Source organism: Thiobacillus sp. SCUT-2 (genome assembly GCF_035621355.1).
Taxonomy (GTDB): Bacteria; Pseudomonadota; Gammaproteobacteria; order Burkholderiales; family Thiobacillaceae; genus Thiobacillus; species Thiobacillus sedimenti.
Map to the genome: position 1 here is coordinate 680,688 of NZ_CP141769.1, position 20,251 is coordinate 700,938.

Below are 20,251 nucleotides of genomic sequence, written 5' to 3' on the forward strand. Positions count from 1 at the left end.
GCCGCGCCGGCGCACCAGCAAGGATCAACATGCTCCCGACCCTGGTTCTTGTCGGACGTCCCAACGTCGGCAAGTCCACGCTCTTCAACCGGCTGACCGGCACGCGCGACGCGCTGGTGCACGACATGCCCGGCATGACGCGCGACCGCCACTACGGGCGCGGCCGCATCGGCGGCAAGCCGTACCTCGTGGTCGACACCGGCGGGCTCGAGCCCGTCGCCAAGGACGGCATCATGGCCGAGATGGCGCGCCAGACGCTGCAGGCGATCGACGAGGCCGACGCGATCATCTTCATGGTCGACGGCCGCGCCGGCCTCACGCCGCAGGACAAGGTCATCGCCGACCGCCTGCGGCGCGCGCACTGTCCGGTGTTCCTCGCGGTGAACAAGGCGGAGGGCATGAACCGCGCCGTCGTCACCGCCGAATTCCACGAGCTTGCCCTCGGCGAACCGCTCGCGATCTCCGGGGCGCACGGCGACGGCATCGGCGATCTCGTCGCCGAGGCGCTGGCACCGTTTCCCGCCGAGGAAGCCGAGCCCGACGAGCATGGCGTCCCGAAGATCGCGCTGGTGGGGCGCCCCAACGTCGGCAAGTCGACGCTGGTCAACGCGCTGGTCGGCGAGGAGCGCGTGATCGCCTTCGACCAGCCCGGCACGACGCGCGACTCGATCTACGTCGAGTTCGAGCGCGACGGCAAGCCCTACATCCTCATCGACACTGCCGGCGTGCGCCGCAAGGGCAAGGTGTTCGAGACCGTCGAGAAGTTCTCCGTCATCAAGACGCTGCAGGCGATCGAGGACGCCAACGTCGTGGTGCTGGTGCTCGACGCGCGCGAGAACGTCTCCGACCAGGATGCGCACCTCGCCGGCTTCGTGCTCGAGACCGGGCGCGCGCTGGTGGTCGCGGTCAACAAGTGGGATGGGCTCTCGCCGGAGCAACGCGACGACATCAAGCGCGACATCGGCCGCAAGTTGGCGTTTCTCGACTTCGCCCGCTTCAACTACATCTCGGCGCTCAAGGGCAAGGGCCTCGACGCGCTGCTGAAGGATGTCGAGGCGGCGCACGCCGCCGCCTTCATCAAGATGTCGACGCCCAAGCTGACGCGGGTGCTGGAGGCGGCGGTCGAGCAGCATGCGCCGCCGAAGAACGGCCTGTTCCGGCCGAAGCCGCGCTACGCGCACCAGGGCGGCAAGAACCCGCCGGTGATCGTGCTGCATGGCAACGCGCTGGAAGGCCTGCGCGACGATTACAAGCGCTATCTGGAGTCGAGTTTCCGCAAGGCGTTCAAGCTGCAGGGCACGCCGCTGCGGATCCAGGTCAAGGAAGACGAGGGCAAGAACCCGTTCGAGGGCAAGAAGCGCGGCCCGCTCTCGGCGAGCGATGAGACGCGGCGGCGGCGCGAGAAGCGGATCCGGCGCAAGGTCTACGGCTCGACCTGAGCCGGATGGGCGATGGTGTTTGCCGCGAATGGCGGGGCGTGGCTACGCGGGGCGTCCCGCCACGACCGCGCTCAATCGAGCCAGCGCACCAGATAGAACAGCCTGAATCCTTCCGAGGAGCGCGACGGGCCGCTGGCGATCGCCGCGTGGCGGTGCTGCGCGGGATCGGCGTGCGCGAGCGCCTCGGCCTCGGTGGCATGGACCTCGACCACGCCCTCCGGGAAGCGCTTGCGGGTCTTGCCGGACGGCGAATAGATCACCACCGGCGCCGTGCCGACGATCTTGGATTCGACGTCCGTGAAGAGGCTGGTGGCCTGCGGCATGACGGGTTCAGTGCGTCTTCTTCGAGATGCCGCTGATCTTGACGGCGTGGCTGGTCGGCGTCTCGTCGGTGAAGTGGGGGCGTTCGTCGAGGGTGCGGCCGGTCAGCCTGGCGAGTTCGGTTTCGCGCGTCGAGATCACCATCAGGCAGTCCTTGATGTTGAGGATGGTGGCTTCGGACAGCGGGCTGGGGTTGCCGTCGCGCGGCGCGGTGTCGCGCACGATGGAAGTCAGGGTCTTGCGCATCATGCGCATGAGGCGCTGCTCGTCGTGCAGGGCTTTTTCGTCCATGGGGAGGCTCCGGAAAGCGGCAAAGAGTGTCCATTGTCGGCGCCGGATCGGCCTTCGTCAACGCAAGCCCTTGTCTGGCGAGGGGGATAAAAAGCCTGATGGGGTCATAAGCAGAATGAACAGCCTTCGTGCGGCCGCTGCTTTATGCTTCCGGGGCAAAGGAGACCCCCATGTCCGAACAGCCCAAGACCCCCGACGAGGTTCGGGAAATCCGCATCAATCCCGTTGTTCCCGCCGAATCCGTACTGGTCGCCACGGCGCGCAGCATGCGCCCGAAGAAGGCCGAGGAACTGGCACCGCGTGACACCCGCAAGCACGTCGAGACCTGCCCGTTCTGCCGCGGCAACGAAGACAAGACGCCGCCGGCGATCCTGGCCTGGCCGGAGCACGGCGACTGGCAGATCCGCATGGTGGAGAATCTCTATCCGGTGCTGGGCGACGACCGCGCCCAGGCGGGCTTTGCCTTCGGCCTGCAGCAGACGATCGACGGCTACGGCCGGCACGAGGTCATCATCGACCATTTCGAGCACGGCATCGCGATCCACGACATGGCCGAGAGCCATCTGGCGGCGCTGTTCGGCGTCTACCAGACGCGCATGCGGCAGCTGTTCGAATCCGACGAGCGGCTGAAGTACGTGCTGGTGTTCAAGAACTTCGGCCCGGCCGCCGGCGCGTCGATCCCCCACACCCACAGCCAGGTCATCGCGATGCCGGTGGTGCCGGAGAACGTCGACGCCGAGGTGAGGAACAGCGCCGCCTACTACGCCAAGCACCACCACTGCATCTTCTGTGCGCTGATCGACGAGGTGCTGACCTTCGAGGCGACGATCTACGACCGCAATTCCGGTGCAGTGCGGCGCAAGATCAACGTCGGGCAGTACGTCGTCGAGCGGGGCGAAAAGTTCATCGCCATCAAGCCCTTCGCCAGCCGCTACGAGTGGGAGGTGCATATCCTGCCGCTTGCGCACCAGGCCGATTTCCTGGACGTGCGCGGCGACGACCTTGTCGATCTGGCGCGGGTGCTGAAGCGCACCATGGCCCGGCTCGACGCGGTCATCGGCGGGGCGCAATACAATTTCTTCCTCCACTCGGTGCCGCACGGCGGCGCGGAGGCCGCCCACGTCCCCTACGCCGCGAGCTACCACTGGCACCTGGAAATCTGCCCCCGCACGTCCATTCCGACCGGGTTTGAACTGGGCTCCGGGCTGTTCGTCAACACGATCAATCCCGAACAGGCGGCGGAACGCCTGCGCGCGGTCGAATTGTAGAAAATACCGTGCGTTAGAATAGCCGGTCTTCCCAAGCCCTGGCTGCAACGATGGTGCCACCCGACGAATCCGATCCGCATGCCGCGTACGCCGGGCCCGACACGTCTCATGTCGATCGGCTGAACGCGCTGTGGAAGCTGTCGGTCCGGCCCGGGCTGTCCGATCCCGAGCGCATCCGGGCCATGCTGGCGATGGCGGCAGAGGTGCTGGACATGGATCTGGTGGTGCTGGGCGAGTTTGCCGAGCACTACACCGCGCGCTATGTCAGCGACCCGATGGGGATGTTTCCGGAAGGCACGGTGCTGGCAGTGGAAAAAGTGTTGTGCCATGAGGTGCATCTGTCGCGTCAACCAAGCCATATCCCCGATCTGCGCGAGGATCCGCGATACGTCGATCATGTGCTGGTGAACAAATTGGGCCTGCGCACCTACTCCGGCCTTCCGGTCGCGGTCGGCGACAAGGGGGGGTGGGTGCTGGCTTTCTTGCGCCGGTACCGGGAATTGCCTCCCGACGCGGTCGACATCGCCTATATGGATCTCATTGCCGACTGGCTCGGCAATGCCCTGCATCAATCCGCGCAGAAAGACCTGCTGCAGCGCATCGCCCTGACCGATCCGCTCACCGGCCTGCCCAACCGGCGTGCGGCCGAGGAACGCCTGCAGAAGGAGAGGGCACGCACGCTACGTGACGGCCATGGCTTCGCGCTGGCGCTGGTCGATCTCGACCATTTCAAGACCGTCAACGACCGCTACGGCCATGCCGTCGGCGACGAAGTGCTCAAGGCGGTCGCGCGCCGGTTCGAGTCCGGCCTGCGCGAGGGGGACTGGGTCGCGCGCTGGGGGGGCGAGGAATTCCTGTTCGTGCTGCATGGCAGCACGGCGCAGGATGCCGTGGCGACGCTCGAGCGGCTGGCCGCGCTGACGCGTGCCACGCCGGTCCAGACGGCCGTCGGGCCCATTTCCCTGAGCTTTTCCGCCGGGGTGGCGGCGTTCGGTGCGAACGACCGCGACATGCTGCCGATGCTGGAGGAGATCGACACGGCCTTGTACCGGGCCAAGGCAGAAGGGCGCGACCAGGTTCATCTGGCCGCGCCGACGCATGTGCAGTGGAACAGTGCCGTGTTGCGACAGGCCTTGGCCGAAAACCGCGTGCGGCAGGCCTCGCAGGTCATCGTCGACCTCGCCACCGGACAGCCTGTCGCCGACGAGGCGCTGGCGCGCATCGAGACCCCCACCGGCGAAATCGTCGAGGCACGCGACTTCGTCGACCTGGCCGAAGGCCTCGGGTTGATGGCCGAGGTCGACCGGCAGGTGATCCGCAACGTGATGCAGCGCTGCGTGGTCCGCATGGATCAGGGAGGATCGACCGATTTTGCGCATTTCGTGAACGTGTCGCCGCAGTTCCTGGCGCGGCGCGACCTGGTCGAGGAGATGCTGAATAATGCGCTGGGCTATTGCCAGACGTGCAGCGTGATGCTCGGGCCGGTCAAGCCGATCGTGCTGGAATTGACCGAGCGCCAGCGCATCGTCAGCCTCGCCAAGCTGCGTGCCGACCTGCAGCCTTTCATCGACTTCGGCTTCCGGCTGGCATTGGATGATTTCGGCAGCGGCTATTCCTCGTATCTGTATCTCGCGCACCTGCCGGTGAGCTTCCTCAAGATCGAAGGCTGGCTCGTGTCGAACATGCGGCAGGACCGCAAGGTGGCCGGCATCGTCGAAAGCCTGGCGAGCTTCGCCCGCAAGGAAGGCGTGCTGACCGTGGCCGAGCACGTCGAGGATGCGGAAACGGCACGGATGCTCGCCGACATGGGCGTGAACTACGGCCAGGGCTGGTATTTCGGCCGGCCGCAACTGGACGGCATGGACTAGAATGGGAGCCCGAATCGAAGAGGAGTGCCGGGCGCCAAATGCGGACCGAGTTGCCGTCCATGCACGATATTGCCGAAGTGCGCTGCCGAGCTGAAAGCACCGTCATCGTGAAGCGCCCGCCGGGCGTCCGGAGAATGGCGCTTGTTTGATCGGCACAAGGGTGGCGAGCGCGTCATTCTCGTCGCGATCGATTTCGGCGATCCGGACCATGCGGAAAGCGTGGCCGAACTGCGCCTGCTGGCGGCGGGCGCCGGCCTCGACATCCTCGGCGAGGTGCTGGGCAAGCGCAGCCGCCCGGATGCCGCACTGTTCGTCGGGAGCGGCAAGGCCGACGAGATCGCCGCGCTGGTCGCGGCGACCGAGGCGGACGTCGTCATCTTCAACCATGAGCTCTCCCCGGCGCAGGAACGCAACCTGGAGCGCCGCCTGCACTGCCGCGTGATCGATCGCGTCACCCTCATCCTCGACATCTTCGCGCGCCGGGCGCAATCCGCGGAAGGCAAGCTGCAGGTCGAACTGGCCCAGCTTCAGCACCTGTCGACGCGACTGGTGCGCGGCTGGACCCACCTGGAACGCCAGCGCGGGGGCGTCGGCATGCGGGGCCCCGGCGAGAAGCAGCTCGAGACCGACCGCCGCCTGATCGGCGTGCGCGTCAAGGCCCTGCGCGATCGCCTCGCCAGGCTGGAGAAGCAGCGTCGCACCCAGCGGCGTTCGCGTGCGCGCCAGCAGGTGCTGTCGGTCGCCCTGGTCGGCTACACCAACGCCGGCAAGTCGACCCTGTTCAACGCCCTGACGCGGGCGGGGGCGTATGCCGCCGACCAGCTGTTCGCGACGCTCGACACCACCACGCGCAAGATCTACCTGCCGCGCCTCGCCGAAGCGGCAGGCGGCGATCCGGCAAGCGGGGAAGTCGTGATTTCGGACACCGTTGGCTTCATCACCCGCCTGCCGCACGACCTGGTGGCCGCCTTCCGCGCCACCCTGGAAGCCACGGCCGAGGCGGACCTGCTCCTGCACGTGATCGACTCGGCGAGTCCCGCGCGCGAGCGCCAGATGGAGGCGGTCGAGAAGGTCCTGAAGGAAATCGGCGCGGACGCCGTCCCGCAGCTCCGGGTCTACAACAAGCTCGATCTGACAGGCATTGCGCCGGGAGTGGGCCATGACGAATATGGTAAACTGCAGAGCGTGTACGTATCCGCGCGAACGGGCGCGGGGCTTGAACTCTTGCGCGATGCCCTGTCGGAAATCCTGGTGGCCCGGCGCGCCGACCACGACGCCGGAACGACGGACGACGACACTTCCCGACACACAGCTCTTTCTGCATAAGCACACACGCTATGGCCTGGAACGACCCCCAATGGGGCAGCAACGGTAATCGCAACAAGAACAGCGGGCCGCCCGATCTCGACGAGCTCTGGCGTCGCCTCAACCAGCGCCTCAACAGCATGTTCGGCGGCAAGGGCGGAGGCGGCGGAAGCGGCTTCCCGTCCGGCGGCGCAGGGGGCGGCAGCCTCCTCGGCATGGTGATCGGGGCCCTCGTGCTGATCTGGATCGCCAGCGGCTTCTACATCGTCGACACCGGCCAGCGCGGCGTGGTGTTGCGCTTCGGCAAGTACGTCGAGACCACCGAGCCCGGTCCGCGCTGGCATCTGCCGTGGCCGATCGAGTCGCGCGAGGTGGTCAACATCGACCAGGTCCGCACGGTCGAGATCGGCTACCGCAACAACGTCCGGAGCAAGGTGCTGAAGGAGTCGCTGATGCTCACCGACGACGAGAACATCATCGATCTCCAGTTCGCGGTCCAGTACATCATCAAGGATCCCGAGGAATTCCTGTTCGTCAACCGCGCGCCCGAGGACACGGTGCTGCAGGTGGCGGAAACGGCAATGCGCGAAATCGTCGGCAAGAACAAGATGGATTTCGTGCTGTACGAGGGCCGTGCCGACATCGCGGCGCAGGCGAAGGCGCTGATGCAGCAGATTCTCGACCGCTACAAGACCGGCATCAGCATCAGCCAGGTGACCTTGCAGAACATCCAGCCGCCCGAGCAGGTGCAGGCCGCGTTCGACGATGCGGTCAAGGCGGGGCAGGATCGCGAGCGGCTGAAGAACGAGGCGGAAGCGTATGCCAACGACGTGGTGCCTCGCGCGCGCGGCCTGGCGTCGCGCCTGAAGGAAGAGGCCGAGGGCTACAAGATGGCCGTGATCGCGAACGCCGAGGGCGAGGCCAGCCGCTTCGCGCAGATCTCGGCCGAGTACAAGAAGGCGCCGCAGGTGACCCGCGAGCGCATGTATCTCGATACCATGCAGACCGTGATGAACAACACCAGCAAGGTCGTGGTCGACCAGAAGGGGGGCAACAGCCTCCTGTATCTGCCGCTCGACAAGTTGCAGCAGATCGTCAGCCAGCCCTACGCCGGCGCGCCTGAAGTGCTGGCCCAGCCGGCGCCGGCGCCGGCGGCTGCGCCGCAGGCACCGGCGGACCTGCGTTCGCGCGATGCCTTGCGGAGCCGTGACCGGGAGGACCGGCCATGAGGAGGAATATCGGTTCCCTGCTGGTCGCGCTGGCGGTGATTCTCGTGCTGCTTTCCGGCAGCGTCTTCACCGTCGACCAGCGGCAGAACGCGCTGGTGTTCCAGCTGGGCGAGGTGGTCTCGGTGAAAACCAAGCCCGGCCTGTACTTCAAGCTGCCGCTGGTGCAGAACGTGCGCTATTTCGACACGCGCATCCTGACGCTGGATGCGGCCGAGCCGGAGCGCTTCATCACGTCGGAAAAGAAGAACGTGCTCGTCGATTCCTACATCAAGTGGCGCGTGATCGACCCCCGGCAGTTCTATGTCTCGGTCGGCGGCAACGAAACGCGGGCGCAGATTCGCCTCAGCCAGACCGTGAACGACGGGCTGCGCGCCGAGTTCGGCAAGCGCACGATCAACGACGTCGTGTCGGGGCATCGGGACGAGATCATGAATGTCATCCGGACCAAGGCCGACCAGGATGCACGGAAGATCGGCGTGCAGGTGGTCGACGTGCGGATCAAGCGGGTCGATCTGCCGGAAAGCGTGTCCGAGAACGTGTATCGGCGGATGGAGGCCGAGCGCAAGCAGGTCGCCAACGAACTGCGTTCGACCGGCGCCGCCGAGGCGGAAAAGATCAAGGCGGACGCCGACAAGCAGAAGGAAGTGATCGTCGCCAAGGCTTATGGCGATGCCCAGCACGTCAAGGGTGAGGGCGATGCCAAGGCGGCCGCGATCTATGCCGCGGCGTACGGCCGGGATCCCGAGTTCTACGCGTTCTACCGCTCGATGCAGGCCTACCGCGAGAGCTTCAAGAGCAAGAGCGACGTGATGGTGCTCGATCCCAGCGCGGATTTCTTCAAGTACATGAAGAACCCGCGTGCCGCCGGCGGCAAATGACGGGGGTCGACTGGCTGGCCGCTTTCGGCCTGCTGCTGGTGATCGAGGGCATCCTGCCGCTGGCGGCGCCGGCCGCGTGGCGGGAGGCCTTTCGCCACGTGCTCGAACTGCGGGACGGTCAGTTGCGGTTTATCGGAGCCACCTCGATGCTGGGTGGCCTTTTTGTGTTGATGATGCTGAAGTGAGATGACTGCCTGGCTCTTGCCCGAAAACGTCGAGGACGTGCTGCCGCCGCAAGCCTGGCGCATGGAGGACATGCGCCGCGCACTGCTCGACCTGTTCCGCAGCCGTGGCTACCAGCTGGTGATCCCGCCGCTGATGGAATACGTCGAGTCGCTGCTGACCGGCGTCGGCGCCGATCTCGACCTCAAGACGTTCAAGCTGGTCGACCAGATGACCGGGCGGCTGATGGGCGTGCGCGCCGACATCACGCCGCAGGTGGCGCGCATCGACGCGCACCTGCTGGCGGCGAATGCGGTCAATCGCCTGTGCTACGCGGGCAGCGTCCTGCACACCCAGTCGGACGGCTTTCACCGCTCGCGCGAGCCGATCCAGATCGGCGCGGAGCTGTACGGCGAAGCCGGCGCCGACGCCGATCTCGAGATCCTCACGCTGATGCTGCACGGGCTGGCCGCCTGCGGGGTCGAGGCGCTTCAGCTCGACGTCGGGCACGTCGGCGTCTATCGCGCGCTGGCCCAGGAAGCGGGCCTTTCGGGGGAGATCGAACATCAGCTGTTCGGGGCCCTGCAGGCGAAGGACGGCAGCGCCGTGGCCGTGCTGACGGCCGGCCTTCCGGCGGTGCTGCGCGAAGCCTTCGCCGCGCTGCCGCAGCTGTATGGCGACCGCGGCGTGCTCGCCGAGGCGCGTGCCCGCCTGCCGCAGCTCGAGGCGATCGCCGCCGCCCTCGATACGCTGGAGACGCTCGATCGCGGGCTTTCCGGCGTCGAGGCCGCCTACGATCTTGCCGAGTTGCGCGGCTACGGCTACCACAGCGGCGTGGTGTTCGCCGCCTATACCTCGGGGCGCAGCCATGCCATCGCTCAGGGCGGGCGCTACGACGAGGTGGGGCGGGTGTTCGGCCGGGCACGCCCGGCGACCGGTTTCAGTCTGGATTTGCGCGAACTGGCGATCGCCGGCGCGGACAAGCAATAAAGGGAGAGTGCACCATGGCAGCAAAGAACGTCGTCGTCATCGGAACCCAGTGGGGCGATGAGGGCAAGGGCAAGATCGTCGACTGGCTGACCGACCGCGCGCAGGGCGTGGTCCGTTTCCAGGGCGGCCACAACGCGGGCCACACCCTGGTCGTCGGCGGCAAGAAGACCGTGCTGCACCTGATTCCCTCCGGCATCCTGCGCGACAACGTCACCTGCTACGTCGGCAACGGCGTCGTGCTGTCGCCGACCGCGCTGATCGAGGAGATGGACATGCTGCAGGCTGCCGGCGTCGACGTCGCCGGCCGGCTCAAGCTCAGCGAGGCCTGCCCGCTCATCATGCCGCACCACGTCGCGCTCGACCATGCGCGCGAAATCGCCAAGGGTGCCGGGAAGATCGGCACGACCGGACGCGGCATCGGCCCGGCCTACGAGGACAAGGTCGCGCGCCGTGCGCTGCGTCTGCAGGACCTGTTCCACCGCGAGCGCTTCGCCGCCAAGCTGGGCGAGGTGCTCGACCACCACAATTTCATGCTGAAGAACTACTTCAAGGCCGACACCGTCGACTTCAATCAGACGCTCGACCAGATGATGGCGCTGGCCGAGCGCCTCAAGCCGATGGTGGCGGATGTGCCCCGCAGCCTCTACGAGGCCAACAAGGCGGGCGAGAACCTGCTGTTCGAGGGCGCGCAGGGCACGCTGCTCGACATCGACCACGGCACCTACCCGTTCGTGACCTCCTCCAACTGCACCGCAGGCGGTGCCGCGACCGGCGCTGGCGTGGGGCCCAACACGCTGCACTACGTGCTCGGCATCACCAAGGCCTACACGACACGTGTGGGCTCGGGTCCGTTCCCGACCGAGCTGTTCGATGACGTCGGCCAGTATCTCGGCGAGAAGGGTCACGAGTTCGGCGCCACCACCGGGCGCGCCCGCCGCTGCGGCTGGTTCGACGCCGCCGCGCTCAAGCGCTCGATCCAGATCAACGGCGTGACGGGCCTGTGCGTCACCAAGCTCGACGTGCTCGACGGCCTGGAAACGGTGCGCGTCTGCGTCGGCTACAAGATCGACGGTGAGCATTGCGACATCCTGCCGGTCGGCGCCGAGTCGATCACCAACGTCGAGCCGATCTACGAGGACCTGCCGGGCTGGAGCGAGTCGACCGTCGGCGTGCAGGCGTTCGACAAGCTGCCGCAGAAAGCGCAGACCTATCTCAAGCGCATGGAAGCCCTGTGCGAAGTGCCGGTCGATGTCGTGTCGACCGGCCCGGACCGGGTGGAGACGATCGTCCGTCGCCACCCCTACGAGGCGTAATGCCCAAGATCAACAGCACAAAAGTAAAAAGCCGACACAGGGTCGGCTTTTTACTTGCAGCGTTTGGTGCCCAGAAGAGGACTCGAACCTCCACAGTGTTGCCACCGCTAGGACCTGAACCTAGTGCGTCTACCAATTCCGCCATCTGGGCAATGAAGGCGCGCATTTTAGAGAGCCCTAAATAAATTGTCAACGAAGAAATCCCGCAATCGTGCAGGCAAGCACAAAATCCCGGCAATCCGCCTCGCCGACCCGTTCTACGAACGGGAGATCGAACGCTACGAGTCGCCGCTGCCGAGCCGCGAGTACATCCTGCAGCTTCTGACCGAGGCGGGCTGCCCCGTCGATGTCGATGCCTTCGCTGCGCAGCTGCATATCACCGAGGACGAGCGCGACCTGTTCCAGCGCCGTCTCGGCGCGATGCAGCGCGACGGCCAGCTGATGCTCAACCGCAAGCGCCAGCTGTGCCTGCCGGACAAGCTCGACCTGATCAAGGGGCGCGTCGAGGGCCATCCCGACGGCTTCGGTTTCGTGGTGCCGGAAGAGGGCGGCGACGACCTCTTCCTGTCGCCCAAGGAAATGCACCGCGTGCTGCATGGCGACAAGGTGCTGGTGCGGGTGGCCGGCTTCGACAAGCGCGGCCGGCGCGAGGCCAAGATCGTCGAGGTGCTGGAGCACGTCAACAAGTTCGTCGTCGGCCGCTACTACCTGGAAGGCGGGGTCGGCTTTCTGATCGCGGAAAACCGCCGCATCAACCAGGACATCCTGGTGCCGGCCGAGAACGCGGCCGGCGCGAAATCCGGCCAGGTCGTCACGGTGGAGATCGTCACCCAGCCCGGCGCGCACAACGAGGCAGTGGGCCGCGTCAGCGAGATCCTCGGCAGCTTCACCGGCCCCGGCATGGAAATCGAGATCGCGCTGAGGAAGCACGACCTGCCCTACGTGTTCCCGCCGGAGGTCGAGAAGCAGGCCGAAGGCTTGCCGAACAAGGTGCTCAAGAAGGACCTGGCCGGGCGCGAGGACATCCGCCACCTGCCGCTCGTCACCATCGACGGCGAGACCGCGCGCGACTTCGACGACGCCGTGTACTGCGAGCCGCTCGGCCGCAGCGGCTACCGACTGGTGGTGGCGATCGCCGACGTCAGTCATTACGTGCAGCCGAGGGACGCGCTCGACACCGAAGGCTACGCACGCGGCAACTCGGTGTACTTTCCGCGCCGCGTCATCCCCATGCTGCCGGAGGCGTTGTCCAACGGCCTGTGCTCGCTCAACCCCGAGGTCGACCGCCTGGCCATGGTGTGCGACATGCGCATCACCAGCGCCGGCAGCATCAAGGAATACCGCTTCTACCCGGCGGTGATCCATTCGCATGCACGCCTCACCTACAACCAGGTGTGGGACTGGCTCTCCGGCGCCGCCAAGCCAGACAAGAAGCAGGCCGCGCTGATGCCGCACCTGGAAGCGCTCGACAAGCTGTTCCGGGTTCTGCTGAAGGCACGCGCCAAGCGCGGCGCCATCGATTTCGGCTCGACCGAGACGCAGATCATTTTCGACGACAACGGCAAGATCAAGGAGATCGTGCCGGTGGTTCGCAACGACGCCCACCGCATCATCGAGGAATGCATGCTGGCGGCCAACGTCTGCGCCTCCGATTACCTGCACGAGAACAAACAGCCCTCTCTGTTCCGCGTGCATGAAGGCCCGACGCCGGAAAAGCTCACTGCGCTGCGCGGCTTTCTCGCCGAATTCGGCCTCGACCTCGGCGGTGGCGACAAGCCGCACGCCAAGGATTACGCCGCGCTGCTGGAGAAGATCAAGGACCGTCCCGACCACGGCCTGCTGCAGACCGTGATGCTGCGCTCGCTCCGGCAGGCGATCTACAGCCCCGACAACAAGGGCCACTTCGGCCTGGCGTACGAGGCCTATACCCATTTCACCTCGCCGATCCGGCGCTATCCAGACCTGCTGGTGCACCGCGGCATCAAGGCGGTGCTCGCCGGCGAGAAGCTGCCCGCCAAGGGCCTGGCGGAAATCGGCACCCATTGCTCGATGACCGAGCGCCGTGCCGACGACGCCACCCGCGACGTCGATGCCTGGCTGAAGACCTATTTCATGCAGGACCGCATCGGCGACGAATACGACGGCACCGTCAGCGCCGTCACCAGCTTTGGCATCTTCGTCGCGATCGACGACATCTTCATCGAGGGCTTGGTCCACGTCTCCGAACTCGGCCAGGACTACTTCCACTATGACCAGGCCAAGCACATGATGCTCGGCGAACGGACAGGGAAAAAATATCGCCTTGGCGACCGCGTGCGCATCAAGGTGATGCGCGCCGACATCGAAACCAGCAAGATCGATTTCAGCCTGATCGAATGGGTCGACATGACACAGGAAGAACCCGCGGCGAAGCAGAAGTCCACCCAGGGGAAATCCGCCGGCGAGAAGGCGGCGAAGGGCAAGGCAGGCGGCAGGAAGAAATGAGCGAGAAGGCCGCCGAGAAACTCATCTACGGGTTCCACGCCGTGCTGGCCCGGTTGCGCCACGACCCGGCCGGCGTGCTGGAGATCTATCTCGACCTGACCCGCCGCGACGCGCGGGCGCGCGATCTCGTGCATCAGGCCAGGGACAACGGGGTCAAGCTGGCGCAGGTCGAGGCAGACCGTCTGGATCGCCTGGTCGGCAAGGCCGCCAAGCACCAGGGCGTGGTCGCGCGGGTCAGGCCAGTCGCGCTGTCGCATTCGCTCGACGACATCCTCGACAGCGTCGAAGGCCCGCCGCTGCTGGTGCTGCTCGACGGCGTCACCGACCCCCACAACCTCGGCGCGATCCTCCGATCTGCCGACGCCTTCGGCGCGCACGCCGTCATCGCGCCCAAGGACAACGCCGTCGGCATCAACGCCACCGTGGAAAAGGTCGCCTCCGGCGCCGCGGAGACCGTGCCCTATCTCATGGTCACCAACCTCGCGCGCACCATCGAGGACCTCAAGGAACACAACATCTGGGTCATCGCCGCCGACATGGACGGCGAGCAGCCGCTGTCCGGCATCGACTGCAAGACCGGGATCGCCTGGGTGCTCGGCGCCGAGGGCGCCGGCATCCGCCGGCTGGTCAAGCAGAGTTGCGACGAAGTCGCGCGCATTCCCATCGGCGGCACGGTGGAAAGCCTCAACGTGTCGGTGTCGGCTGCGCTGTGCCTGTATGAGACGGTGCGGCAGCGCAGCATCTGAGCCCTTCCGCCGTTTCGCACCGTATTTGACAAATATATAAGTACTTATATTATTCGTTGTAATGAAAGCGCTTAAATTCGTCGGCGGCAGCCTGGACGATCTGACGGATTTTCCGCTGGAGGCTCGGCGCGCTGCGGGGTTCGAGTTGTGGCAAATTCAGCGTGGCCTGCCGCCGCCCGACTTCAAGCCCATGCCTGCCGTTGGCGCGGGCGCTTATGAAATTCGGGTGCATGTCCTGGGCGAGTGGCGCGTCATCTACGTGGCAAAGTTCGAGGATGCCGTGTACGTCCTGCACGCTTTCCGCAAGAAAACGCAGAAGACCCGCAAGGAAGATATCGACCTGGCCGCGCGTCGCTACAAGCTGATAGGAGATTGAATCATGAAAGAAAAAATCACCCGCTCCAGCGGCAATGTATTCACCGACCTGGGTTTCCCACCGGAAGAGGCCGCCATCCTGGCGATGCGTGCGGACTTGATGGCGCAGTTGCGCCTGGCTGTCGAGAAGCGCAGCTGGACGCAAGTTGAAGCCGCCAAAGTGCTGGGCATCAGCCAGTCTCGCGTATCCGACTTGATGCGCGGCAAATGGGACAAGTTTAGCCTGGACATGCTGGTGACTCTCGCCACCCGTGCGGGACTGCATTGCGAGTTGAAGTTGGCGGCCTGAGTAGCGTGGTGAATGTGTCAATGCAAGACTCCCGTGCCCCTGTGCCATATACACACATGAAAAAACATCTAAACGTATTTTTCATTTGCAGTGTGCTGATGGCTGGTGCACTCACTCAGCTAGGTTGCAGCGAGCCAAAAGGCATGAATCGCATTGAGTCCATCGTGTTACGTGATGGCGATACAGCTGCTACGCTCGAGTTGCCTGCTGCCTACATGGCTAAAAAAGTTACTTCTGGATTCGCGCAATTTGACTGTCAATATCCAAATATGCAACCCACCGTGAATAAGGTGGAGGTGTCGGATATGACCGTTAATATTTTGTTGGGTCATAGCTTGAAAAGTCATGCTGAGATGACAATCGAGCAAGCCCATAGCGACCGTTTTGACCCTAATAGACCGGGCGCAGTGTATCGGAATGGGACAAAGGGCGAATATCAGGTTTTTCTAAGTGGGAATCCAGTCAGTGATCCCAAAGGCTTCAGTACCTATTACTTGTTTAAAGCCAAAGATAACCAGTGGGTACAGGTCGAATGGAGCGATTGGAGTGAGATTTATATGGTCGATCGACAAATGAACCCGGACGTTTCCGTTAGATATTGGTTTCGGAAATCAAAGGGTACAGATTTTATTCATGTAGATGAGATTGTTACTAAATTCATCAAAGCCCACCTCAAGTTGCAGCATTAGGCGTTTTAACGTGGGCGGCGCCGAGTCGAGGTCTTCGCGTTACAGGTACCTTCAGCAGGCATCACTCTAGTTCCTGCAAGCGCAACAGTCGCGCCGCCTCTTCCTCCCGCGCGTCATCAATCTCCCGCATCACCCCGTCCAGATCGACCGGCGGCATTTCGCATTCGAACCGCCCCGTGAGTTCGGCTTCGGGATGCAGTCCACCATGTTCATACAGCGCCCAGATTTCCTCGGCGTATTGCGTGTCCAATACCGACGGTGCGAACTGGCCGAAATAGGTCCGCAGGTTGTTCACGTCGCGCGCCAGCATCGCCTGGGCGTGGTTGTTGCCGGCGGCGTCAACCGCCTGCGGCAGGTCGATGATCACCGGGCCGTCCGCGCCGACGAGGATGTTGAACTCGGACAGGTCGCCGTGGACGACGCCGGCGCATAGCATGCGCACGACTTCGCCGATCAGGGTGCGGTGGTGGGCGAGGGCTTCGTCTTCGGTGAACGACCCGTCGTTGAGGCGGGGCGCGGCGTTGCCGTCGGCGTCGGCCACCAGTTGCATCAGCAGGACGCCTTCGTGGAAGTTGTACGGCGTGGGTACGCGCACGCCGGCGGCGGCAAGCCGATACAGCGCGTCGACCTCGGCGCTTTGCCACGCGGCCTCCTGCATCTCGCGGCCGTATTTGCTGCCCTTGGCCATGGCGCGTGCCTGGCGGCTGTTCTTGGTCTTGCGGTTTTCGGTGTAGTCGACGGCTTGGCGGAAGCTGCGCTTGTGGGCTTCCTTGTAGACCTTGGCGCAGCGGATCTCGTCGCCGCGATGCACGACGAAGACCGTGGCTTCCTTGCCGCTCATGAGCTGGCGCACGACGCCGTCGATGAGGCCATCTTCGAGCAGGGGTTCGAGGCGTTTGGGAATTTTCATGACCGGTGGCGTTGGCGAGGCCTGGGGGATGCAGGCCCTTCGACAGGCTCAGGGCGAACGGTGGTGAGGTTCGAGGGGCAACGAACAACTCACCCCCGTACCTTCCGATACGCCTCCAGCAAGCGCCGATGCATCGCGCTGCCCTCGAAGTCGTCGCCAAGCGTCGTCAACCCGAAAAAGCGCTCGTCCTGGTTGAACAGCGCGAATGCCTGTTCCAGCGTGTCGCGCCCATACATCAGCGCCAGCGCGGGCTCGAAGGGGCTGGGGTCGCCGAGCCGGACGAGGTCGGCGATGCAGCGGTAGACCTTGAGGCGCGCTTCGCTGCGCTGGCCATACTGGGCGATCCAGGTGCAGCCTTCGAGAATGGCGTCGTCGTCGCCCAGGGCCAGCGCGAGCAGCAGTTTCAGTTCGCCGACGCGCAGGTCGGTCCAGGGCGAATCGGCGTCGGGCGCAAGGCCGATCAGGACCGATACCAGGCGATCGTCCGCCAGTTCGAGTTCGGTCATCAGATCGAACAGCGCGGCGCATTCGGCGTCGACGAGCTTCGGCAGGCGCGCGAGCGCCGGGCGGATCAGGTTGCCGACGCTGTTGTTCTCGAATTCGAGTTCTTCCACCGGGTAGATCTCGGATACGCCGGGCACCAGGATGCGGCAGGCGTAGACGCCGAGGTGTTCGAAATCGGCGATGTAGATCTCGCGGCCGTCGGCGTGCAGGGCCTCGACCGACCACGCGTAGTCCTCTTCGGTGGTGGTGCCGAAGTTCCAGTCGACGAAGTCGAAGTCGGGGGTGTCGCGCAGGAACTGCCAGGAAATCACGCCGCTGGAATCGACGAAGTGGATCTCCAGGTTCTGCGGGTCGGCGATTTCGGCCTGGTCGAAGCCGGGCGCAGGAAAGCCTGCCAGCGATTCGAGCGCGCGGCCCTGCAGCAGTTCGGTCAAGGCGCGCTCCAGCGCCACCTCGAAGCGCGGATGCGCGCCGAAGCTGGCGAAGCAGCCCTGGTCGTGCGGATGCAGCAGGGTGACGTTCATCACCGGGTACTTGCCGCCGAGCGAGGCGTCCTTCACCAGGATGCCGAAGCCGGCCTCGCGCAGGCCATGGATGCCGGCGGCGATGTGCGGGTAGCGGGCGATCACGTCTTCCGGCACGTCGGGCAGGCACAGGCCTTCCTCGATGATGCGGAACTTGATGTGGCGTTCGAAAATTTCGGACAGCGCCTGGGTGCGTGCTTCCTTCAGCGTGTTGCCGGCCGACATGCCGTTGCTGACGTAGAGGTTGCCGATGAGATTGACCGGGAAATACACGGTCTGGCCGTCGGCGAGGCGCTGGTAGGGGATGGCGCAGATGCCGCGTTCGGCGTTGCCGGAGTTGAGGTCGACCAGCTGGTCGGCACGCACGCCGGCGTCGGGATTGTAGAAGCCGTGCAGGTCGGGGGTGAGCAGGGCTTGCGGCCAGGCGTCGCTGTCCGGAACAAACCAGCGTTCGTCTGGATGATGGACGTAGTTGCGGTTGGCGATGTTCTTGCCCAGATAGAAGTGGGTCCAGAAGTAGTTGGTCGACAGCCGCTCGAAGAATTCGCCCAGCGCGCTCGCCCGCGCCGCCAGTTCCGAGGCGCCCTTGCCGTTGGTGAACAAGAGCGGGCAGTCGCGGTCGCGGATGTGCACCGACCACACACCTTCCACCGGGTTGAGCCAGGAGCGCTCCTCGATGTGGAAGCCGATCGTTTCGAGCTTGGCGTGCAGGGTGGCGATCGACGCTTCGAGCGAGGCGTCCTTGCCAGGGATGAAATGTTCGGTGACTTGCATGGGGAAAACCTGGGGAGGAAAGAGAGCCCGCGCGATGCGTCCAACGGGGCTCGGGGCAGGGGAAATGCCGGCCATTGTGGCACGGACGCGGCCGTTCAGGCCGGGATTTGTTCGAATTCCGCCACCGCCTGCCGCAGCCGGCTGGCCTCCTGCTCCGGGCGCATCAGGCCGCGGCGGGCACGGGCATGGCTGGCCAGCGCCGCATGGAATACGGCGTCGTTCTCGGCCATGGCCAGCAGTTCGGCGAGTTGCCGTTCGTCTCCCACCGGGAAATAGCCCGGATAGTCCTCGCCCAGCATGCCGATATTGCCCGGCATGCGGGAGGCCAGCACCGGCACATCGGCCGCCAGCGCCTCGCAGATCACGTTGGCGCCGCCTTCCATGACTGAGCTGATGACCATGAGGTGCGCGCGCGACAGGTGCTTCAGCACGGTCTTGTGCGGCACCTGGCCGAGCCAGTGCCAGCGCGGCAGCTTGGCCTGCGCCATCTCGGCTGTTTCCGCCATGTCCCCGGACAGGGCGCTGCCGAGGTGGGTGACCTGGATGCGCGAATGCTCGGGCAGGTAGGCGGTAGCGAGTGCGACGCGGAACGGGTCCTTTTCCTCGCGCAGATGACCGATCACCAGCACCTCGAAGGTTTCCGAGGAGGTCGGTCGGCGGGGTATGTCGGGCGACGACTGGTAGATCACCCGTGTCTTGGCGGCCAGGTGCGGGGCCAGTTCGTCGGGGCCGCGATCCTGCAGCACGATGATGCGGTGCGCGAGCTCGAGCGCCTGCCGGGCATCGGCATCCTCGTGGATGTCGCGATAAAGGTCGGTGCCGGTGAGGGTGACGATCAGCGGGCGGCTCGGGAAACGCCCGGCGAACGCACGGATCGAGGCGAAGCTGCGGCGGGCGTGCAGCGCCAGCATGAGGTCCGCCGGGCGCCCGTCCCATTCGACCTGCACCCGCACCGTGTGGCCGGCGTCGCGCAGGAAGCGTGCATAGCGCGCGGCCGTGTGCCAGTTGCCGTTGCGGTGCTCGCGGCCGTAGGGGGTGATGAGGGCGATGCGCATGCTGTGGAGTGTAGCCCGCGCGGCGATTCGCGGATAATCGCGGCATGACCGAGACCGCCATCACCTCGCGCGACAACCCGATCTTCAAGCGGCTGAAGAAGCTGGGCGAGTCGGCGCGCGCGCGCCGCGACGCGCACATGACGCTGCTCGACGGCGAGCACCTCCTTGAGGCCTACCTCGATGCCGGCGGCACGCCGCGTACCGTCGTGCGCGCGGCCTCGCTCGCAGCCGACCGGCTGGCCGCCCACGCGCGGCGTTGCCCGCAGGCGAAATGGCTGGTGCTCCCCGACGCGCTGTTCGCCGAGCTGGCACCCGTCGCGACGCCCACCGGACTGCTGGCCGAGGTGGCGTGGCTCGCGCCGTCCCCCTTTGCGGGGACGCCGCTCGTGATCGTTCTGGAGGACATCCAGGACCCCGGCAATCTCGGCGCCATGCTGCGCACCGGCGCTGCCGCCGGCGCGACCCTGGCGGTGCTGTCGAAGGGCTGCCACGACCCCTGGTCGCCGAAGGCGCTGCGCGGTGGGCAGGGGGCGCAGTTCGTCCTGCCGGTGCAGGCGGGCGTCGACCTGCAGGCCTGGCTCGCCGGCTTTGACGGACAGTGCGTCGCGCTGGCGCTGGGGGAGCGAAGCCGCGATTTCTACACGCTCGACCTGCGGGGCCCGCTTGTCCTCGTCGCCGGCAACGAAGGCGCGGGCCTGTCGGCGGCCATCTGCCGCGCGGCCGGCACCTGCGCGCATATTCCGATGGCGGGGCGGATCGAATCGCTGAACGCGTCCGCGGCGCTGGCGGTGGCCGTGTTCGAGGCGGTGAGGCAGCGCAGAACCCGGTAGACGCGAG

General features: G+C 65.6%; 20 protein-coding genes and 1 tRNA gene. 15 read left to right on the top strand and 6 right to left on the bottom strand.

Translation table 11 applies throughout. The features are described 5' to 3' along the window. Positions 1-29 precede the first annotated feature (29 nt). Positions 30-1,439 carry a ribosome biogenesis GTPase Der gene (gene der / locus VA613_RS03320; protein WP_324780442.1) on the top strand — a complete coding sequence of 470 codons (1,410 nt, stop codon included), beginning with the start codon at positions 30-32 and terminating at the stop codon, positions 1,437-1,439. Positions 1,440-1,510: 71 nt separating this feature from the next. Here the strand turns inward: der and VA613_RS03325 are convergent, their stop codons facing one another. Beyond that, on the bottom strand, positions 1,511-1,762 hold the full coding sequence (locus VA613_RS03325; protein WP_324780443.1) for a hypothetical protein: 252 nt from the start codon (positions 1,760-1,762) through the stop codon (positions 1,511-1,513). 7 nt (positions 1,763-1,769) lie between these two features. Further along, positions 1,770-2,051 carry a hypothetical protein gene (locus tag VA613_RS03330; RefSeq protein WP_324780444.1) on the bottom strand — a complete coding sequence of 94 codons (282 nt, stop codon included), beginning with the start codon at positions 2,049-2,051 and terminating at the stop codon, positions 1,770-1,772. Positions 2,052-2,221: 170 nt separating this feature from the next. Here VA613_RS03330 and VA613_RS03335 point away from each other — a divergent pair, with 170 nt between their 5' ends. The 8 genes from VA613_RS03335 to VA613_RS03370 all read left to right on the top strand — a co-directional run bounded on the left by VA613_RS03335 (position 2,222) and on the right by VA613_RS03370 (position 11,064). Beyond that, on the top strand, positions 2,222-3,319 hold the full coding sequence (locus tag VA613_RS03335; protein ID WP_324780445.1) for a DUF4931 domain-containing protein: 1,098 nt from the start codon (positions 2,222-2,224) through the stop codon (positions 3,317-3,319). Positions 3,320-3,369: 50 nt separating this feature from the next. Continuing rightward, positions 3,370-5,187 carry a putative bifunctional diguanylate cyclase/phosphodiesterase gene (locus VA613_RS03340; protein WP_324780446.1) on the top strand — a complete coding sequence of 606 codons (1,818 nt, stop codon included), beginning with the start codon at positions 3,370-3,372 and terminating at the stop codon, positions 5,185-5,187. Between the two features lie 141 nt (positions 5,188-5,328). Beyond that, positions 5,329-6,513: a GTPase HflX gene (gene hflX, locus VA613_RS03345; protein WP_324780447.1), complete on the top strand. Its 1,185-nt coding sequence runs from the start codon at positions 5,329-5,331 to the stop codon at positions 6,511-6,513. Between the two features lie 11 nt (positions 6,514-6,524). Next, positions 6,525-7,721 carry an FtsH protease activity modulator HflK gene (gene hflK, locus VA613_RS03350; RefSeq protein ID WP_324780448.1) on the top strand — a complete coding sequence of 399 codons (1,197 nt, stop codon included), beginning with the start codon at positions 6,525-6,527 and terminating at the stop codon, positions 7,719-7,721. Beyond that, entirely contained in the window at positions 7,718-8,599 is an 882-nt protein-coding gene (hflC, locus tag VA613_RS03355; protein WP_324780449.1) for a protease modulator HflC, read from the top strand. Before hflK ends, hflC begins: the two co-directional genes overlap by 4 nt. After that, complete coding sequence (locus VA613_RS03360) at positions 8,596-8,784, top strand: DUF2065 domain-containing protein (RefSeq protein ID WP_324780450.1); 189 nt, start codon at positions 8,596-8,598, stop codon at positions 8,782-8,784. The genes hflC and VA613_RS03360 overlap by 4 nt, the downstream gene beginning before the upstream one ends. 1 nt (position 8,785) lies before the next feature. Further along, entirely contained in the window at positions 8,786-9,751 is a 966-nt protein-coding gene (locus VA613_RS03365; RefSeq protein ID WP_324780451.1) for an ATP phosphoribosyltransferase regulatory subunit, read from the top strand. Between the two features lie 14 nt (positions 9,752-9,765). Then, complete coding sequence (locus VA613_RS03370) at positions 9,766-11,064, top strand: adenylosuccinate synthase (protein WP_324780452.1); 1,299 nt, start codon at positions 9,766-9,768, stop codon at positions 11,062-11,064. A 64-nt stretch (positions 11,065-11,128) separates the two neighbouring features. Here the strand turns inward: VA613_RS03370 and VA613_RS03375 are convergent. Further along, positions 11,129-11,215: transfer RNA gene (locus tag VA613_RS03375), tRNA-Leu, on the bottom strand. A 35-nt stretch (positions 11,216-11,250) separates the two neighbouring features. On the opposite strand from VA613_RS03375, the gene rnr reads away from it, so the two are divergent. The 5 genes from rnr (at position 11,251) to VA613_RS03400 (ending at position 15,647) form a co-directional block, all read left to right on the top strand. Continuing rightward, a complete protein-coding gene (rnr, locus tag VA613_RS03380) occupies positions 11,251-13,548 on the top strand; it encodes a ribonuclease R (protein WP_324780453.1) in 2,298 nt (765 codons plus the stop codon). Next, positions 13,545-14,294, top strand: coding sequence for a 23S rRNA (guanosine(2251)-2'-O)-methyltransferase RlmB (gene rlmB / locus VA613_RS03385; protein WP_324780454.1), 750 nt, complete (start codon positions 13,545-13,547; stop codon positions 14,292-14,294). The genes rnr and rlmB overlap by 4 nt, the downstream gene beginning before the upstream one ends. 61 nt (positions 14,295-14,355) lie before the next feature. Beyond that, positions 14,356-14,670, top strand: a complete 315-nt coding sequence (locus VA613_RS03390; protein WP_324780455.1) for a type II toxin-antitoxin system RelE/ParE family toxin — start codon at positions 14,356-14,358, stop codon at positions 14,668-14,670. A gap of 3 nt (positions 14,671-14,673) precedes the next feature. Further along, a complete protein-coding gene (locus tag VA613_RS03395) occupies positions 14,674-14,958 on the top strand; it encodes a helix-turn-helix domain-containing protein (protein WP_324780456.1) in 285 nt (94 codons plus the stop codon). A gap of 56 nt (positions 14,959-15,014) precedes the next feature. Then, a complete protein-coding gene (locus tag VA613_RS03400) occupies positions 15,015-15,647 on the top strand; it encodes a hypothetical protein (RefSeq protein ID WP_324780457.1) in 633 nt (210 codons plus the stop codon). A gap of 61 nt (positions 15,648-15,708) precedes the next feature. Here VA613_RS03400 and VA613_RS03405 read toward each other — a convergent pair whose 3' ends face one another. The 3 genes from VA613_RS03405 to senB form a co-directional block, all read right to left on the bottom strand. Then, positions 15,709-16,557, bottom strand: coding sequence for a PA4780 family RIO1-like protein kinase (locus tag VA613_RS03405; protein WP_324780458.1), 849 nt, complete (start codon positions 16,555-16,557; stop codon positions 15,709-15,711). A gap of 89 nt (positions 16,558-16,646) precedes the next feature. Further along, a complete protein-coding gene (gene ycaO / locus VA613_RS03410) occupies positions 16,647-18,359 on the bottom strand; it encodes a 30S ribosomal protein S12 methylthiotransferase accessory factor YcaO (protein ID WP_324780459.1) in 1,713 nt (570 codons plus the stop codon). 95 nt (positions 18,360-18,454) lie between these two features. Continuing rightward, positions 18,455-19,414: a selenoneine biosynthesis selenosugar synthase SenB gene (gene senB, locus VA613_RS03415; RefSeq protein WP_324780460.1), complete on the bottom strand. Its 960-nt coding sequence runs from the start codon at positions 19,412-19,414 to the stop codon at positions 18,455-18,457. Positions 19,415-19,458: 44 nt separating this feature from the next. On the opposite strand from senB, the gene VA613_RS03420 reads away from it, so the two are divergent. Continuing rightward, complete coding sequence (locus VA613_RS03420) at positions 19,459-20,244, top strand: TrmH family RNA methyltransferase (RefSeq protein ID WP_324780461.1); 786 nt, start codon at positions 19,459-19,461, stop codon at positions 20,242-20,244. Positions 20,245-20,251 lie beyond the last annotated feature (7 nt).

Bases quoted from the DNA above. Each gene is read 5' to 3' on its own strand.
- der (WP_324780442.1), top strand. From the start codon at position 30: ATGCTCCCGACCCTGGTTCTTGTCGGACGTCCCAACGTCGGCAAGTCC.
- VA613_RS03325 (WP_324780443.1), bottom strand. From the start codon at position 1,762: ATGCCGCAGGCCACCAGCCTCTTCACGGACGTCGAATCCAAGATCGTC.
- VA613_RS03330 (WP_324780444.1), bottom strand. From the start codon at position 2,051: ATGGACGAAAAAGCCCTGCACGACGAGCAGCGCCTCATGCGCATGATG.
- VA613_RS03335 (WP_324780445.1), top strand. From the start codon at position 2,222: ATGTCCGAACAGCCCAAGACCCCCGACGAGGTTCGGGAAATCCGCATC.
- VA613_RS03340 (WP_324780446.1), top strand. From the start codon at position 3,370: ATGGTGCCACCCGACGAATCCGATCCGCATGCCGCGTACGCCGGGCCC.
- hflK (WP_324780448.1), top strand. From the start codon at position 6,525: ATGGCCTGGAACGACCCCCAATGGGGCAGCAACGGTAATCGCAACAAG.
- hflC (WP_324780449.1), top strand. From the start codon at position 7,718: ATGAGGAGGAATATCGGTTCCCTGCTGGTCGCGCTGGCGGTGATTCTC.
- VA613_RS03360 (WP_324780450.1), top strand. From the start codon at position 8,596: ATGACGGGGGTCGACTGGCTGGCCGCTTTCGGCCTGCTGCTGGTGATC.
- VA613_RS03365 (WP_324780451.1), top strand. From the start codon at position 8,786: ATGACTGCCTGGCTCTTGCCCGAAAACGTCGAGGACGTGCTGCCGCCG.
- VA613_RS03370 (WP_324780452.1), top strand. From the start codon at position 9,766: ATGGCAGCAAAGAACGTCGTCGTCATCGGAACCCAGTGGGGCGATGAG.
- rlmB (WP_324780454.1), top strand. From the start codon at position 13,545: ATGAGCGAGAAGGCCGCCGAGAAACTCATCTACGGGTTCCACGCCGTG.
- VA613_RS03390 (WP_324780455.1), top strand. From the start codon at position 14,356: ATGAAAGCGCTTAAATTCGTCGGCGGCAGCCTGGACGATCTGACGGAT.
- VA613_RS03395 (WP_324780456.1), top strand. From the start codon at position 14,674: ATGAAAGAAAAAATCACCCGCTCCAGCGGCAATGTATTCACCGACCTG.
- VA613_RS03400 (WP_324780457.1), top strand. From the start codon at position 15,015: ATGAAAAAACATCTAAACGTATTTTTCATTTGCAGTGTGCTGATGGCT.
- VA613_RS03405 (WP_324780458.1), bottom strand. From the start codon at position 16,557: ATGAAAATTCCCAAACGCCTCGAACCCCTGCTCGAAGATGGCCTCATC.
- ycaO (WP_324780459.1), bottom strand. From the start codon at position 18,359: ATGCAAGTCACCGAACATTTCATCCCTGGCAAGGACGCCTCGCTCGAA.
- senB (WP_324780460.1), bottom strand. From the start codon at position 19,414: ATGCGCATCGCCCTCATCACCCCCTACGGCCGCGAGCACCGCAACGGC.
- VA613_RS03420 (WP_324780461.1), top strand. From the start codon at position 19,459: ATGACCGAGACCGCCATCACCTCGCGCGACAACCCGATCTTCAAGCGG.